Source organism: Onishia niordana (assembly GCF_004798965.1).
In the GTDB taxonomy this organism is placed as follows: Bacteria; Pseudomonadota; Gammaproteobacteria; order Pseudomonadales; family Halomonadaceae; genus Onishia; species Onishia niordana.
Map to the genome: position 1 here is coordinate 153,275 of NZ_SDSD01000008.1, position 15,241 is coordinate 168,515.

19 protein-coding genes are annotated in these 15,241 nt (G+C 60.5%); 10 read left to right on the forward strand and 9 right to left on the reverse strand.

From position 1 onward, the window contains the following. Positions 1 to 66: 66 nt before the first annotated feature. On the reverse strand, positions 67 to 399 hold the full coding sequence (locus ETC27_RS17605) for a hypothetical protein (protein ID WP_136255739.1): 333 nt from the start codon (positions 397 to 399) through the stop codon (positions 67 to 69). A 764-nt stretch (positions 400 to 1,163) separates the two neighbouring features. Here ETC27_RS17605 and ETC27_RS14630 point away from each other — a divergent pair. Both ETC27_RS14630 and ETC27_RS14635 read left to right on the forward strand, forming a co-directional pair. Further along, positions 1,164 to 1,883, forward strand: a complete 720-nt coding sequence (locus tag ETC27_RS14630; protein WP_035414220.1) for a YagK/YfjJ domain-containing protein — start codon at positions 1,164 to 1,166, stop codon at positions 1,881 to 1,883. Between the two features lie 56 nt (positions 1,884 to 1,939). Then, the gene (locus ETC27_RS14635) at positions 1,940 to 2,260 is read left to right on the forward strand and encodes a helix-turn-helix domain-containing protein (RefSeq protein ID WP_240724931.1); all 321 of its coding nucleotides are present in this window, start codon (positions 1,940 to 1,942) and stop codon (positions 2,258 to 2,260) included. 122 nt (positions 2,261 to 2,382) lie between these two features. Here the strand turns inward: ETC27_RS14635 and ETC27_RS14640 are convergent, their stop codons facing one another. After that, positions 2,383 to 4,038 (reverse strand): AICE-type RepA C-terminal domain-containing protein, encoded by a 1,656-nt coding sequence (locus ETC27_RS14640; protein ID WP_136255740.1) that lies wholly within the window; start codon positions 4,036 to 4,038, stop codon positions 2,383 to 2,385. A 664-nt stretch (positions 4,039 to 4,702) separates the two neighbouring features. Continuing rightward, positions 4,703 to 5,110, reverse strand: a complete 408-nt coding sequence (merR, locus tag ETC27_RS14645) for a mercury resistance transcriptional regulator MerR (protein WP_035414217.1) — start codon at positions 5,108 to 5,110, stop codon at positions 4,703 to 4,705. A 71-nt stretch (positions 5,111 to 5,181) separates the two neighbouring features. Between merR and merT the strand changes: the two genes are divergently transcribed. From merT to ETC27_RS14685, 8 genes are read left to right on the forward strand one after another with little or no spacing between them, the layout of a single operon-like run. After that, positions 5,182 to 5,532 (forward strand): mercuric ion transporter MerT, encoded by a 351-nt coding sequence (gene merT / locus ETC27_RS14650; protein ID WP_035414216.1) that lies wholly within the window; start codon positions 5,182 to 5,184, stop codon positions 5,530 to 5,532. 12 nt (positions 5,533 to 5,544) lie between these two features. After that, positions 5,545 to 5,841, forward strand: coding sequence for a mercury resistance system periplasmic binding protein MerP (gene merP, locus ETC27_RS14655; protein WP_035414214.1), 297 nt, complete (start codon positions 5,545 to 5,547; stop codon positions 5,839 to 5,841). Positions 5,842 to 5,843: 2 nt separating this feature from the next. Beyond that, on the forward strand, positions 5,844 to 6,101 hold the full coding sequence (gene merF / locus ETC27_RS14660; protein WP_035414213.1) for a mercury resistance system transport protein MerF: 258 nt from the start codon (positions 5,844 to 5,846) through the stop codon (positions 6,099 to 6,101). Then, positions 6,094 to 7,500, forward strand: a complete 1,407-nt coding sequence (gene merA / locus ETC27_RS14665; protein WP_136255741.1) for a mercury(II) reductase — start codon at positions 6,094 to 6,096, stop codon at positions 7,498 to 7,500. Before merF ends, merA begins: the two co-directional genes overlap by 8 nt. 46 nt (positions 7,501 to 7,546) lie before the next feature. Continuing rightward, the gene (locus ETC27_RS14670; RefSeq protein WP_035414210.1) at positions 7,547 to 7,885 is read left to right on the forward strand and encodes an ArsR/SmtB family transcription factor; all 339 of its coding nucleotides are present in this window, start codon (positions 7,547 to 7,549) and stop codon (positions 7,883 to 7,885) included. Between the two features lie 54 nt (positions 7,886 to 7,939). Next, positions 7,940 to 8,389: a hypothetical protein gene (locus ETC27_RS14675; RefSeq protein ID WP_136255742.1), complete on the forward strand. Its 450-nt coding sequence runs from the start codon at positions 7,940 to 7,942 to the stop codon at positions 8,387 to 8,389. 15 nt (positions 8,390 to 8,404) lie between these two features. Beyond that, positions 8,405 to 8,728, forward strand: a complete 324-nt coding sequence (locus tag ETC27_RS14680; RefSeq protein ID WP_136255743.1) for a rhodanese-like domain-containing protein — start codon at positions 8,405 to 8,407, stop codon at positions 8,726 to 8,728. Between the two features lie 16 nt (positions 8,729 to 8,744). After that, positions 8,745 to 9,707 (forward strand): arsenic resistance protein, encoded by a 963-nt coding sequence (locus ETC27_RS14685; protein WP_136255744.1) that lies wholly within the window; start codon positions 8,745 to 8,747, stop codon positions 9,705 to 9,707. 154 nt (positions 9,708 to 9,861) lie between these two features. On the opposite strand, the gene ETC27_RS14690 is transcribed toward ETC27_RS14685, so the two are convergent. The 6 genes from ETC27_RS14690 to lspA form a co-directional block, all read right to left on the reverse strand. After that, positions 9,862 to 10,425 carry an SCO family protein gene (locus ETC27_RS14690; RefSeq protein ID WP_240724932.1) on the reverse strand — a complete coding sequence of 188 codons (564 nt, stop codon included), beginning with the start codon at positions 10,423 to 10,425 and terminating at the stop codon, positions 9,862 to 9,864. Positions 10,426 to 10,450: 25 nt separating this feature from the next. Continuing rightward, positions 10,451 to 10,915 (reverse strand): copper chaperone PCu(A)C, encoded by a 465-nt coding sequence (locus ETC27_RS14695; RefSeq protein WP_136255746.1) that lies wholly within the window; start codon positions 10,913 to 10,915, stop codon positions 10,451 to 10,453. Further along, the gene (locus ETC27_RS14700) at positions 10,893 to 11,666 is read right to left on the reverse strand and encodes a cytochrome c oxidase assembly protein (RefSeq protein WP_224113374.1); all 774 of its coding nucleotides are present in this window, start codon (positions 11,664 to 11,666) and stop codon (positions 10,893 to 10,895) included. Before ETC27_RS14700 ends, ETC27_RS14695 begins: the two co-directional genes overlap by 23 nt. A 313-nt stretch (positions 11,667 to 11,979) precedes the next feature. After that, positions 11,980 to 13,047 (reverse strand): L,D-transpeptidase family protein, encoded by a 1,068-nt coding sequence (locus ETC27_RS14705; RefSeq protein WP_052046738.1) that lies wholly within the window; start codon positions 13,045 to 13,047, stop codon positions 11,980 to 11,982. Positions 13,048 to 13,076: 29 nt separating this feature from the next. Continuing rightward, positions 13,077 to 14,579: an apolipoprotein N-acyltransferase gene (gene lnt / locus ETC27_RS14710; protein ID WP_233337311.1), complete on the reverse strand. Its 1,503-nt coding sequence runs from the start codon at positions 14,577 to 14,579 to the stop codon at positions 13,077 to 13,079. A 4-nt stretch (positions 14,580 to 14,583) separates the two neighbouring features. Then, complete coding sequence (gene lspA / locus ETC27_RS14715; RefSeq protein ID WP_035414197.1) at positions 14,584 to 15,087, reverse strand: signal peptidase II; 504 nt, start codon at positions 15,085 to 15,087, stop codon at positions 14,584 to 14,586. Positions 15,088 to 15,241 lie beyond the last annotated feature (154 nt).

Here is a 15,241-nt window from a genome sequence, read left to right on the forward strand (position 1 = left end):
TGAGAAAGAGATTCGAGGGGCCACCACCAAAGCAGTGATGGAGGCGCGAGAGCTTGTAATGAGGGATCAGTCGATGTGGGGGCGAAAGGTATGGCCGCAAGCGCGGCACTCGAGATTGTCGAGCATCTGGTTGTCCAGCTCGCTACCCAGACGAGCCCCGGCGACGCCACCCGCGGTGCCGCCGATCAGTCCACCAAAGACTGCTCCGGCGATGCTGCCGACGGCGATCCCTACCGGACCACCGACTGCGCCCACCAGGGCACCGGCCTCGGCGCCACTCCAGGCACCGGCTGCTCCACTAGCGGTACCGGCCACCGCCCCCGTGGAGCCTCCTACCTTTCGCCCATGATGGCGCGACACCACCCGCGACGCGCTACAGCTGGGACAAGACATGGACATGACACTACCTCCTCCATCGGGAAAGACATGAGAACGAAGCCGTCCGTTTGGGGCTTCAAGGAGGTAGTACAGGTTTAAGATTCGGTTGAATCGACAACGGGCAGAATCCTGGGCGACACACCCGCTGGATCATCGGGGTATACGTCAGCTACGGAAAAAAGTCGGGGTTTGCGGCCTCCGCCGGCTTCCTGAACATGTTTCAGAACATCCGCCCGATGGATTCCAGGATGACGAGTCGGGACGACGTAATGTTTTACATCGCTGTGAGATGAGGTGCAGCGAAACCGTGACGTCATCGCGTCGCGGTGTCTTGTACGGATCGAAAACGGAATTTCCCGGAAAAGTGAGTGACACCTCATTCGCCAGGAAACTGGGGCGATTGGCATATCCAGGGATAGGGTTTCCCTGGGATTTTGACATGCGTCACTGACGGGTAAGTATTATAGGGAGATTCACTAGGCACATAACAGGGTCTACAAGGATGGGTTACTTGGCCATGATGGGCTCACTTGTGAAAGCCCATCCAGGATCATGGAAGATCATCCAAGGAGTGGTCCCACACAGACCACTCCCTATAGAATCATCATCCAACATAACCTTCTAGGATTGACCTGACAGACATCTGGAAAACGCCTGACGTGAAGCTCAGATGATCGTCAGCATCATGTCCATGTCAACGCCTACAATTCCCTATCATCTCCCTGTCGACCGACAAGACCATCGCTGCGGAATCTTTCACCATTCCCACAGCGAGGTATCTCCTCATGTCTCAACATCAACCCCTTCGTCATCCGCTCAACGACAAGCTGCGCCTGTACTATGAAGATACCTATCGTGGATTTGAGGTGCAGCAGGAAAAAGGTGGCCCTTTAATTCTGGACTATCTCGAACGCTCCTACCAAACACTTGATACTGTGACACGAATCAACACCACCACCTTCGCCTTTCGTGTAGACCTTCGCTTTCCAGGTAAGATGCCGCGCCTGCTCATGCATGAGAACAACTGCGTGCTGGCACGGTTCTTCTACAATTTTCGCTACGAGCTAAAGCGGCGGAAGACCAAGTTCCCCACCCAGCTGCATTACCTATGGGCACGTGAACAGGTCAACAGCGACAAACCGCACTACCACCTGATGATCCTTCTCAACAAGAATGCCTACGATTGCCTTGGATCTTTCTCGCCAGATGGAGACGGGGCCTACTCGCGAAACAACCTCTACCACCGCATGATGCGCTCCTGGTTGAAGGCAATGGGCTTCGATCATGATGACCCACGTTTCCGTCAGCTGATCCATGTCTGCAAAGACCCAGTCACCAAAGAGCCCTGGTCCTGCGTCCTGCATCGGCATGACCGAATAGCCATGAATGAGGCGATGTACATGGCCAGCTATCTGTGCAAGGCCTACAGCAAGCCATTCGGCCAGAGGGCTCACGTCTTCGACGGCAGCCGCTTTCCAAAGCAGTCGTCTTTGATCACTGAGTGACATGGTATGGGTCCGTCTTGGGCGGACCCGTTCTGACTCTTCCAACAAGGTGCCTGATGATGTTTCCGACTTCGATGTTTCCTTCCCTCTCGATCCCTCACAACACGCGTGACAGCCAAGCAGGATCGTCATCCCACGATCCCTGGGGTGATCGTCGTCTCGCCCGGATGGAACGCAAGGAACCCACCCGTCGACTGCTACGTGACGTCATGGCCCTGCGCCGGATTCGTGGCATGAGCCAGACAGCGCTGGCGGCTGAGCTAGGGGTCAGCGTGCGGACCCTGCAGGAGTGGGAGCAGGGTCGACGTCTGCCCTCGGGGGTCGGCCATGCTCTGCTCAGACAGTGGGTAGAAACCAACCATAGCGATGGAGATTGAGACATTGCGATGGAATATAAGCCAGCATGCGCACCTCTGGATGCCCATATTCATGTTTTTTAAGTTTTAAAAGTCACAATGTCTAACCCAATACCAGCTTTCACGCTCTAAGTAGCCCATCGCTACTGCTGGCGAGAGGCATCGCATGAGGCACGCCAGCGCCCATAGGGGCCACGTTTCTCAAGAGGGACAAGCTGAATCCCGAACGTCGCAAGCAAACTCCTGCTCTGCTTGAACTTGGCCGCCAACCCTCGGGACGTGACAGGCCAGGCACCTGAAGGATCAGGCTCAGGGCGATACCCATCGAGCAGCACAAGCCAATCCTTGACCGTGGCCTCTATCCGTCCATCCTCCGACGCATCAATGAGACGTTTCACGGCCATCGCGACAGGATTCTCCTCCAGCTCATAATCGCGACGACTTTGCTGGTTGGCATCGAGTTGTTGCCAGAATTCGGCAGTATCCCGACCCAAAGCATCAGCCACCAGCACACCTATCCGGCATAGGTCTCGCAAACCGCCATAGCGGTCGAATTGACGATCATTTTCAACATGGCTCCAGAACTGGTTAACATGGCCAAATACTTGGAGGAGGCCATGAATGATGGTTCTCTCCGCCATGCTGCGATCCTTCACAGCATTTTGAGGGTTGCCCCCTCCTGCATCATCCAGCTCAATGCTCAAGGTAGCATCGGATAGCGGCGCATAGGTCACTATGCTCTCACTGCTATTCAGTAAGCACACGCAACGAACGGTGAGATCAACCCCAGAACGCTTCGCTTTGGTTCTCCACTCCACTGTTTTTCCCTGCATGATCGAAAGCAGGCCTCTCTGCTGATTTTTTGACAGCGTATCCACTTGATGAAAACTCAACAGGTAATGGCACTGCGCCCGAATATCAAGCTGTTTTATCGTATTGGGAAACTCGCTTTCGAGAAGGGTGCTAGCCGGATCTATGATGGTCTTTAGCATCTTCTGTGAGTCAATCAACTCAGAATTCGCCTCACCTAACAACTCGAGCAATACGGGCGAGCTATCTGAGCGCCAAGCCATGACCATCCAGGCGATTATCAGCAGGTCACTATCTTTCGGTAGCAAAGTGACATCGAACAATATAGATATCGATTGAGGGCGAATATTCCCAACATTATCGGGCAAGTCAACCGCCCAGCTTTCGCGAGGCATGACATGGGGAATCCCAGCCAAAACCTCATAGCTCGATAAACCCGGCGAGAAAACCAAGCAGCTTTCTCCAAGTACCAGCGCGCGTCGCCCGGTGTTAAATTCGACGCCCGCACGGCCGTAAACCGGCAACACAGATTGAGGGGTAGCACCATCAACGAAGTTGTTGATAGCAGACTTAATAACACCGTAGGAGACATCCTGATGACTGCCAGAGGATGCTCGCCAATACGCTCCCTTCACACGATCAAGGATCACTGGATCCATATACGGCAAGGTTTCGCCCGTCGCCTTATTGGTCAGCAGAGGGCTTCTCGTCTCATTATGAGTGAGAAAAAACTGCCCCTGGAGCATGGAAATAACATCTTCTACTTGCTTATCGCGGCGAGATTGCTTGGGCGCTTGGTTTGTACCAGGAAAGGCAAAACGAGCAGCAGCAGGCTCATTGCTTAACACAGGTTCCGATGGGCTGTAGGGCCAAGGTGCATTGAGTACGCTCTGAGTTTCGGGGTCGTGAAAGAGCGACTTCACAGTGACCGGTGGCTCATCATCGTGTGATGCATTGGGAAACGAAAAAGAGGGTCCTGTATCGGGCATAGGTGAAGTCTCTGCGGCATCATCAAGCTCATCAGAAGCCACCTTCCTAGCTTGCTCACGCCAATGCTCACTCAGGCCAAACCTCTGCCGCCGGTGCTTGGTACTGGCTCCCTCGTGTCCCACTGGATGAGACTCGTGGTTATCCTGACTATGATCCGTCATTCCCTACCTCGTGCCTTTTCGCCATCGAATATCTCGCAAAGCCTATCACACGGACCTCTGGCACCCGCTCTTCCCGATCCCCCTCGTTAGCGGTGATACCTCAGGCTTCTCAAGCTAGGCGACTACAAGGCCGAGACAGTAGAGGCGACTTATCGTCTCGATCACCACCCTCTGTCCCACGAAATGGCGCACAGCGGCCCAGGGCCGCTTTTATGCCGTGAGATACGGAAATCATTAGGTAGCGACATAAAACGCCGCACAAGGCGGCATGGCGCAATAACGTCGCCATCTCTATCCACAGCCCACTAACCAGCGAGGCCAAGCATGAAATTTTCACCCAACAGACGTATCAACTCCATCATGGACGCCCTGCTGGCCGCCAACAGCTGTCAAGGTCTTCGCTGCATCGCATGTCGGAGTTCTTCAAGACTGTGAGTTTCAAAAGATGGCTGCACGGAATGTCAGAAGCTGGCAGCACCACATCGACAAGCCCCTGCATGACCTACCAGTCATGCAGGGCAGCGATCAACGGGCACGACACCTTCCCTTGATGCACATGGCATTCATCGACCAGCCGGGCTAAGGCGACCTCGACGCGGGTCAGATCAGCCAGCCGGGCGCGCACGTCGTCAAGCCGCTGTGACGCCAGTTCCGCCGCCTCGCTGCAATGAGCACCATCCTCCAGAGTCAGTAGCTGCCCAATCTCGTCCAGGCTGAATCCCAGCCGCTGCGCCGCTTTCACGAATTTCACGCGCGCCACGTCGGCGCTGCCATAGCGCCGGATGCCGCCAGGAGGGCGCTCCGGCGTCGGCAACAACCCCCTGTGCTGATAGAAGCGGATCGTCTCCACATTGACCCCGGCCGCTTGGGCAAAGGTGCCGATGGTCAGATTTTCCGGTGCCTCATTCATCGAGCTTGACTCCGTAGTTGACTACGGAAGTAACGTTAGCGTATCGGCCAAGAATTCAGAAGGACAACCTCATGACGGAATCCAAGAACGGTCGTGGTGCCCTGGCAGCCGGCGGCCTCGCTGCGATCCTGGCCTCAACCTGCTGTCTCGGGCCGCTCATGCTGGTCGCGCTGGGCTTCTCGGGCGCTTGGATCGGCAACCTGACGGCCCTGGAACCCTATCGCCCGCTCTTCGTGGGAGTGGCACTGGTGGCATTGTTTTTCGCCTGGCGCCGAATCTACCGGCCTGCCACCGCTTGTAAGCCAGGCGAAACCTGCGCGATGCCACAGGTTCGCACGACGTATAAAGCCATCTTCTGGATCGTCGCTGCCTTGGTGCTGATCGCGCTGCTGTTTCCTTATCTCCTGCCCCTGTTCTATTAAGAGGAGAACGCCATGAAACGACTCGCTGCCTGTATTGCGCTTTCCGCGACGCTCGCCACGTCAGCTTGGGCCGCCCCGCAGACCGTGACGTTGTCGGTGCCGGGCATGACCTGTGCCGCCTGCCCTCTCACCGTCAAGGCCGCCCTCAACAAGGTAGACGGCGTCTCGCAAGTCGATGTGAGCTACCCGGATCGTGAGGCGGTGGTCACCTTCGACGATTCACGAACGTCCGTCGAAGCATTGACCGACGCCACCACCAACGCCGGCTACCCCTCAACCCCGGCACCCTCGGAAGCGGATCGGGAGTGACCATGAAGAACCCCAAGACCCTGCTGCGCGCAAGCGTGATTGGCACCGTCCTGGTGGCGCTGTGCTGCTTCACGCCCATCCTGGTGATCCTGCTTGGCACCGTTGGCCTGGCGGCACTGACCGGCTACCTGGACGTGGTACTGCTTCCTGCCCTGGCCTTCTTCCTCGGCCTGACCCTCTATGCGCTATGGCGCAAGAAGCAATACGACGCCTGTGGTGACAACACCTCTAAAGATTCAAGGAATTCCCCTCATGAGTGATGACATGAACCTGCACATCGTCGTGATCGGCAGCGGCGGCGCGGCCATGGCAGCCGCGCTGAAGGCGGCCGAGCGCGGCGCCCGCATCACCCTGATCGAACGTGGCACCCTCGGTGGCACCTGCGTGAACGTCGGCTGCGTGCCCTCGAAGATCCTGATCCGCGCCGCGCATGTCGCCCATCTGCGCCGGGAGAGCCCCTTCGACGGCGGTATCAGCGCCTGGGCGCCGGTGGTAGATCGGGCCAGGCTGCTTCAACAACAGCAGTCACGGGTTGAGGAACTGCGCGATGCCAAGTATGAAGGCATACTCCGCGACCACCCGGCCATCACGGTGCTCAGCGGTGAGGCCCGGTTCGTCGATGCCCATACCCTGAAGGTCAAGCTGACTGCGGGCGGCGAGCAGACCGTTCGCTTCGATCGCGCCTTTATCGGCAGCGGCGCTCGACCAGCAGAACCGCCGTTGCCGGGGCTGGCCGAGACGCCGTACCTGACCTCCACCAGCGCGCTGGCACTCGACAGCATCCCCGAGCGGCTGATCGTGATCGGCGCGGGGTTTGTCGCCCTGGAGCTGGTCCAGGCCTTCGCTCGGCTGGGCAGCCGGGTCACGGTGCTGGCCCGCAGCCGCCTGCTCTCCCAGGAAGACCCGGCGGTGGGTGAGGCCGTGGAGGCAGTCTTCTACCGCGAGGGCATCGAGGTGCTCAACCAGACCCAGGCCAACCGCGTGGACTACACCAATGGCGAGTTCGTGCTGGACACCAACGCCGGGACCCTTCATGCGGACCAACTGCTGGTGGCCACCGGACGGACACCCAATACCGAGGCTCTGAACCTGGCGAGCATCGGCGTGGAAACCGTGCGCGGGGCGATACTGGTGGATGAGCACTTGCAAACCACGGTACCAAGCCTCTATGCCGCCGGTGACTGCACCAACCAGCCGGAATTCGTCTATGTCGCCGCCGCCGGGGGCAGTCGGGCCGCCGTCAACATGACGGGAGGCGATGCCAGGCTGGACCTTAGTGCCATGCCGGGCGTGATGTTTACCGACCCCCAGGTGGGCACCGTCGGCCTGACGGAGGCCGAGGCACTCGAGCAAGGTTTCAGCGTGGAGTCCCGCGTGCTTGACCTGGAGAACGTGCCGCGTGCGCTGGTCAATTTCGACACCGAAGGATTCATCAAGATAGTGGCCGAACGCGAAACGGGGCGGTTGCTCGGCGTGCAGGCCGTGGCAGGAGAAGCCGGTGAATTGATCCAGACGGCGGTGATAGCGCTACGCGCCCGCATGACGGTGCAGGACATCGGTGACGAACTGTTCCCTTACCTGACCATGGTGGAAGGCCTCAAGCTCTGTGCGCAGACCTTCACCAAGGATGTGACGCAATTGTCCTGCTGTGCGGGGTAATAATTTCAATATTGCATGAAATCATTGTTTCATCTAAAGTTGAATTATGAACCAATATGATGATGATCTCGTGGCAGCCAAGCTAGCAGCTCTTGCTCACCCCGTCCGCCTGGCGGCCATTCGTCAGCTAGCGGCGGCAGGGCCTGCCGGCCTGGCGGCAGGCAAGCTCGCCGAGCGGCTGGGTACGGCGCCGAATGCACTGACCTTCCACTTGCAGAAACTCGCGGTCGCAGGCCTGGTTGCGTCGCGCCGCGAGGGCCAGTTCGTCTATTACCGCGCGGAGTTCGACGCCTTGCTGGCAATGACGGACCACCTGGTCGGCGCTTGCTGTCGTGAGTCAGACGCCAGCTGTGGCCCCCGCTGCCCCACCTCCGGCAGCCGGTAAAGTGCCGCCGGTTTCTCAAAGATCACTCATCAACGTCATCAAGAGGAGCGCAAGATGATCCAAACCACTCGCGCCAAACCTTCTTGGCTCAGGTCTATCGGCATCGGCATCGCGGTGTCGGCGCTGACCGCCATCGTGATGGTGGCATTGCTGAAAGCCGGGGTATCGCCTTTTCCAAAGCCGCCCTCCCTGGCCTTCGCCGAGACTCTGCTGGGGCGGTCTCTGCCGTTGCCAGTCGGCCTGCTTTTCCATACGGCCTACGTGACTTTCTGGTCGGTGGTGTTCGTGCGTTATTTCCCGCGCAAGACCTTGCTGACTGCGCTGGGCCTGGCCGCCGTGCTTTGGGCGGTGATCCTGGTGGTGTTCTTTCCCGTGGTGGGCTGGGGTATCGCGGGTCTGGCGATCAGTCCCAAGCTGATCATAGCGTCCGCCGTGCCGCACCTGCTGTTTGGCCTACTGCTTTGGGGATTGGACCGCTACCTTGTCAAGCCGTCTCACGCCTGAGACCGGAGCTTCACCATGACAACGATCGATACCGCCACCCTACGTGACTGGCAGCGGCGACACCGGGATTTCACCCTGGTGGATACCCTGCCGACCGAGACCTTCGCCAAGGGGCACCTGCCGGGGGCCATCAACATCGTCTCCGACGACATCCTGGACGAAGCGCCCCGCCGGCTACCCGACAGGCAAGCGACCATCGTCGTGTACTGCGCTAGCGAGGATTGCAAGCGGGCCGGCCGTGCCGCCAAACGCCTGGCCCGCCTCGGCTACACCGAGGTCTACCACTATGTGGGTGGAAAAAGGGCCTGGAAGGCTGAAGGCTTGTTACTGGAATACTGAGAAGGATCTTTATCCCATGCGCGATTGGATGGAACGGCAGCAATCCTGGATCTATCTGATATTCATCCTGGCTGGCCTAGCCGTCGGGCTGAGCCAGCCGGACACGACATCCTGGCTGGAAGCCATTCTCTGGCCACTGCTCGGCGGGCTGCTCTACGCCACCTTCACCCAGGTGCCCCTGACGCGGATCGGCCAGGGCCTCAAGGATTGGCGCTTCCTGGCGGCCCTGCTGCTTGGCAACTTCGTTGTGATTCCCCTCGTTTTGGGCGGGATGATGACCTTCATCCCCCTGCCACCCGTCGTGCAGGCCGGCGTGCTGCTGGTGTTGCTCGTTCCCTGTACCGACTGGTGTATCAGCTTTACCCACCTCGGCAAGGGCGATGCCGGCCGGGCCATTGCCGCCACGCCAGTGCTATTGCTCGTGCAGTTGCTGGCCTTGCCCGTCTATCTCTGGCTCTTCCTGGGCGTGGAATGGTTTCAGACCGTACTCAGCAGCCACCTGCTCGGCGCGTTTGCGGGATTGATTATCACCCCCTTGGCCCTGGCCTGGGTGACCGAGCGTTTGGCCGAGCGTCACCTCAATGCCAGACGGTGGGTTCATGGCTTGGGCATGCTGCCCGTGCCACTGCTTGCGCTGGTGGTCTTCGTCATCGCGGCATCGCAGGTGACGACCGTGGCCGGCCTCAGCGGGGTGCTACTGCAGGTGCTGTTGATCTTCGTCGTCTACTTGATCTTCGCCGCTTTCCTGGGCAAGACCCTCGGTAGACTGTTTCAGCTGCCCACGCGCTCGGCCAGAACCTTGACGTTCAGCTTCGGCACCCGCAACTCCTTCGTGGTGCTGCCCATCGCCTTGACGCTGCCCGAGGCCTGGCAGGCCGCCGTGGTGGTTATCGTCTTCCAGTCGCTGGTTGAACTCTTCGGCATGGTGGTGTACCTGAGATGGATGGGTAAATTGATCCCGGAGCTCTCTCACACATAGCCCTTGCAGCTCTCTGACCCAATTTCCAGGAGTGAAAGGTGATCGAACGTGGTGTTCAGCTGCCTCAAGGCGCAACGACGAACCTTGCACCGTACTCCTAGGTAATCCCCATCCCGATCCTCGACGGAAGATAGGGGCGATGGACGGTGACTACTCAGGCACCGCTGGCAAGCCTTTCGAGGTCGGCAACCACGGCCTCCATAGGATCGCTGTCGCGGATCAGCAGGCGCGCCTCTCCCTGATCATTGAAGGCGAAAACAGCGCTGGAGTGCGACACATCATAGTTGCCTTCGCTGTCCTCTTCGCCATACCCGTAGGTCACCCGATAGCGGCGTGTCAGTTCATCGAGGGCTGCTTTATCCCCCGTGAGGCCGATGAACTGGGGGCCGAAGGCATCCGTGTACTCTCGCAGCGCCTCGGCGTCATCGCGACGAGGGTCGACCGAGACGAAGAGCACCTGAATGTCGTCGCGCGCCGCCTCATCCATGCGTTGGGTGGCGGCGTCGAGGCGCGCGAGGGTGGTGGGACAGACATCGGGGCAGTGAGTGAAGCCGAAGAACAGCAGTGTGCTCTTGCCGAGGAACTGATCGGCGTTGACGTCTTTGCCGTTCTCGTCGACAAGCTCGAACGCCAGGGGAGGCATGAGCCCCGAGATATCCTTGGTCTGCCAAGGCGGCTCGCTGCAGCCCGCAAGCCATAGGGTCACGAATAGTGCCATGATCCATCGGTGCATCCTGCTCCCCCTACTGTGCTGTCGGCGCCACGGCGCGGAAGGTGACACGCTGTCGCTGCTCGCCGGCGAAATGAAGGTTCACCTCGATGTCGTCACTAACAACGAGGGGGCGAGTCCGTTTCATGAGCATGAGATGATAGCCCCCCGGTGCGAACTCGATCTGCTCCCCCGCTGCCAGTTCTAATTGGGCGACGGGTTGCATACTGGTGATGCCATCCTGATTGACAGTGCGATGCATGGTGACATTGCCGAAAGCGGGGCTATCCGCTCCTGTCAGGGTGACGCCCTTCTCACTGGTATTCGTGAGGGTGAAATAGCCTGCCGCGGGCAGGTCCCCGGGCAGAAGCCGAAGACGCGCCTCGTTGACCTCCAGTTCGGTAGCAGCCACCGTGCCGGGCGTCGCGATCAGCAGCAGGAAGGCCCAGCACCAGCGTTTCGCCAGGCGCGGCAGACTAGCGTGTGGCGTGAGAGACATCAGCGGCATCCTCCTTGCGGGCGTCACGGAACAGAAAGCTGAGAATGATCAGAACCCCAATGGCACTCATCATCGAGGCGGGAATCCAGGTCAGCAGGCCGCCGAGGAGTTGGTCAGTCAGAGGATCCAGCGGCCAGGCGCGACCGCAGACCTCGTAGACATCGAAGATCACGTCGCGACTGAAGGTGATATAGGCGCCCAGGAGAATTTGCGGGGGGATCACCGCCAACAGGATGGCGACACGCTTGCCATAGCCGAGACCGCCTTGTTGCGGCGAGCGGCGATCCAGGATCAGCCACCAGAACAGCAACCCATCCAGCGCCATGCTCCAGTTCATCACCTGATAGAGATCAGCGCTGAGCATGGCGTCGAAGTGGATCTCGGGAATCAGCCAGAAATAGATCAGCCCGACGAACAGTAGGGGGGCGATCAGTGGATGCTGCAGAGTCCGATAAACAGGACGCAGCAGGCGCGCGGCCAGGCTCCACCCGGGGAAGGGTCTGATTCGAGTCGGCAAGCCGTCTGCCAGTACCGGCAAGGGGGCGGCCAGGGCGATCAGGAAGGGGCCGGCGTGATGCAGCACCAGGTGCTGGGCCCGATGGGTAAAGAACATGTACTGGGCGAGGTAGTCGTAATGAGTCTGGGTGACGCCATAGATGGTGGCGACACCCAGCAGGTAGGCCAGGATTCGGCCCGCGCCGGTGGCCTCGCCGCGCCGTCGGCGCTGCCGCAGGCCTCGCAGGTAGAGCACGATGGCCAGCAGGCAGCTCGCCGACCAGGTCAGTGAGAACTCCCACGGCAGCAGGTAGCCCAGAGCGACGTCGAGCTCGATAGCCCTTCCCTCCCCAGAATCGGCACGCCAATGGTGAGCTTAGGAGCCCGCCGCACCATGCGGCAAGGTGGGCCTATAAACGCAGGCAAAGCCAGAGCCCGCACCTCGGTGCCTGGTAGGCGAGGAAGGCCGAGCCCCAACGCACCGCCAGTGGCCATGCAGAGGGCGATAGACCTTGGATAAGCCACGACCGAGTCAGCTCACGAGACTGACAAGACTCGCCATGTCGTCGTCATGGCCTACGCAGCGCGATTTCTGCGTAGATACCCTTGTAGCCAGTGTCGTGCTTTCTATCCGGTTCCGGCGCCGGCTTGGGGTTCAGGGACACCATGCGACCGCTGGGGTCATCCAATAGGCCGCGAAGCTGTCCATCATCGAAGCTCAAGCCCTCGACACCGCGTTGGTTGAGGCGTGTGACGGTGTCTTCCAACGCGGACATGCTGTGCCCTTCTTCTTCCAGCGGCGGGAATGCCTGAACCAGCGGCTGCTCTTCCTCCCAGCCGATCTTGATGGGCTGGTTGACGATTTGAACCTGGGTGTTCGGTGGCACGCGGTCGAAAATCGACTCGATATCCCCAGGGAACATGCGAATACAGCCACGGCTGGCACGCATGCCGATACCATCCGGCTGGTTGGTGCCATGAATCAAGTAGCCGTCGAACCCCAGGATAATGGCATGATCCCCCAGTGGATTGTCTGGACCCGGAGGCACCACGCTGGGCGCCTTCTCACCGCGTGCCCTGGCTTCACGCTGGACTGACTCGGGTGGGTACCAGGCAGGGTTCTCGATATTCATGGTAGTTTCGGTGACACCGAGGGGGGTACCGAAGCCTTCACGACCGATGCCGATGGGATAGGTCTCAACGCGTGGCGTTTCACCATCGTCAACCTCCGGATAGTAGTAGAGGCGCAGCTCGGCGATGTTGATGACGATCCCGGTGCGCTCAGCATCGGGCAGGATGAAGCGCCCGGGTATGGTCACCTCGGTACCCTCGCCGGGAATCCAGAGACTCACATCCGGATTGGCGCGCACGATCTCCCTGTACCCCAGGTTGTGTCGCCTGGCGATATCGAGCAGGGTATCTCCTCGATCATCCACCGTTATGCGGTAGGTGTCGCCGATCACATTGCCTTCCTCAGGCAGCGGATAGTGGCCGCGGGGCCACTCGTTCTCCTCTTCGGCCTGAGCAACGCTAATGAGTGCCAGCCAACCGACCAGCACCCCCACCACTGAGCGTGCTCGGAGCTGCCACCATGGACCTTTCCTCGCTGTACCAGAGTGAGGTTCCGATAAAGCCATTATTCTCTCCCTTTTCGACTGGACTATTATCATCCAGACCGACGTGTGTTGAGTTTCCATCCAAGCAGCACCAGTAAGGCGGCCAACACCCAGGTCGGCCAGCTACCGGTACGTGTGAACGGTGTGTTCCCCACCATGGGCAGCGCCTCGCCGCGGAGGCTCGTCGCCAGGAACTGTGGTGCGCGGGCCGTGACACGGCCCTGAGTATCGACGATGGCGGTCACCCCGTTGCTGGTGGCGCGGATCAGATAGCGGCCGTTCTCCAGGGCGCGCAGGCGGGCCATCTGCAGATGCTGCAGGGGGCCGATGGAGCGTCCGAACCAGGTGTCGTTGGAGACCGTCAGCAGCAGCTCGGCGTCGCGCGCCTGCTCGGCCACCCGGTCGGCATAGATGATCTCGTAGCAGATGGCGTTACCGATGGTGGTTCCGGCGGCGCGCAGCGGTTCCTGATCGTCGGTGCCAGGCGTCATGGTGGGCATGGGCAGGTCGAAGAAGGCGATGGTGCCGGCGAGCAGGCTCTCCAGCGGCAAGTACTCGCCGAAGGGCACCAGGCGCGCCTTACGGTACTTTCCCTCGGCGTTACCCAGGCCGATCACGCCGTTGTAGTAGTCGCCGCCGTCGCGCTGCAGGATGCCGGTGAGCAGGGCGGTGTCGGGGGCGAGGTTGGACTGCACCCGCTCCAGTATTGGCCGGGCCTCCTCCTCGAGCATCGGCAGGGCCGCCTCGGGCCAGACAACCAGGTCGAGGTCGTTGGACTGTGCAAGGGTCAACGCCGTATAGATACTGGCCGCCTCGCGCTGCCCCTCGGGAGTCCACTTGATCGCCTGATCCAGGTTGCCCTGCAGCAGGGCAACCCGCAGCGGCTCGCCGGCCGGGAAGGTCCACTGGGTCGGCAAGGCCATCGGGGCTAGCCAGAGAACAGCGATGGGCGCCGCGGCCCACCAGCGTCGTCTCAGCAGTTCCACGCCCAGGGTGCCGGTCAGGGCGGTGATCAGCGACAGCAGATAGACGCCGCCCACCGGGGCCCAGGCCGCCAGCGGCGAGTCTACCTGGGACGTGCCCAGCAGCAGCCAGGGAAACCCGGTAAACAGCCAGGTGCGCAGCCACTCGCTGAGTACCCAGATGCCGGCGAAGCTGAGGAAGGCCAGGCGTGGGCCCGTGACGCGGCGATAGAGCCAGAAGGGGACGGCGAAGAACAGCGCCAGGCTGGCCACGAACAGGCCGGTGAGGAAGAGCGCCAGGGGCGCCCCCGTATAGCCGTAGTCGTGGATCGCGACGAAGACCCAAGAGGCACCGGAGCCGAACAGGCCCACACCATAGCACCAGCCACGGAGACCGGCCTGAGCAGGTGTCAGGACATGGATGCCGGAATAGACCAGTGCCACCGCCACCGGGCCCAGCCACCACAGCGCAAAGGGCGCGGCGCTGAGAGTGGTCAGTCCCCCGGCGGTCAGGGCCAGCAAACAACCGAGGGCCGGAGAGATCCGGCCGGCAAGCGTCATGTACCGGACTGGCAGGTTCTCTGCATCCATGCCGTTACTCAGACACTCTGGTGGAGGGACGCTCACGTAAGGCCGCAATCGCAAAGGCGATGACACCCAGGAACAGGGCGATATCCGCCAGGTTGAAGGCGGGCCAGTGCCACTCATGCCAGTAGAAGTCCAGGTAGTCTACGACATACCCTCGTACCAGGCGGTCGATGCCATTGCCCAGCGCGCCACCCAGCATCAAGCTGTACCCCAGCGCCTCCAGACGAGGTCTAGGCCTGCACAGCAGGATCGTCAGGACAATAGTCACCATCCCCGTCAGGCCCAAGAAGAGATAGCGCTGCCAGCCGCCTGCATCGGCGAGGAAGCTGAAGGCCGCTCCCGTGTTCCACCAGTGGCCCCAATTGAAGAACGGGGCTAGCGGGATGGTCTGGCCATACGGCATCAGCGCCTGCACCAGCCCCTTGATGGCCTGGTCGGCCAGGCCGACCATAACGGCCAATGCCAACCAGTACCAGCGGCGTGGCACTGTCGGTATCCGCTCTGTCCTCATGACGTGGCTTCCTGGTAGCGCGGGCTTGCCGAGCCAGTCGTGGCATTATTGCCTGGCGAGAAGCGATAGCCCAGCAGCCGCATGGCGTTCAGGGTCACCAGCACGGTGGCGCCGGTATCCGCCATCACCGCGATCCACATGCCGGTGATGCCCA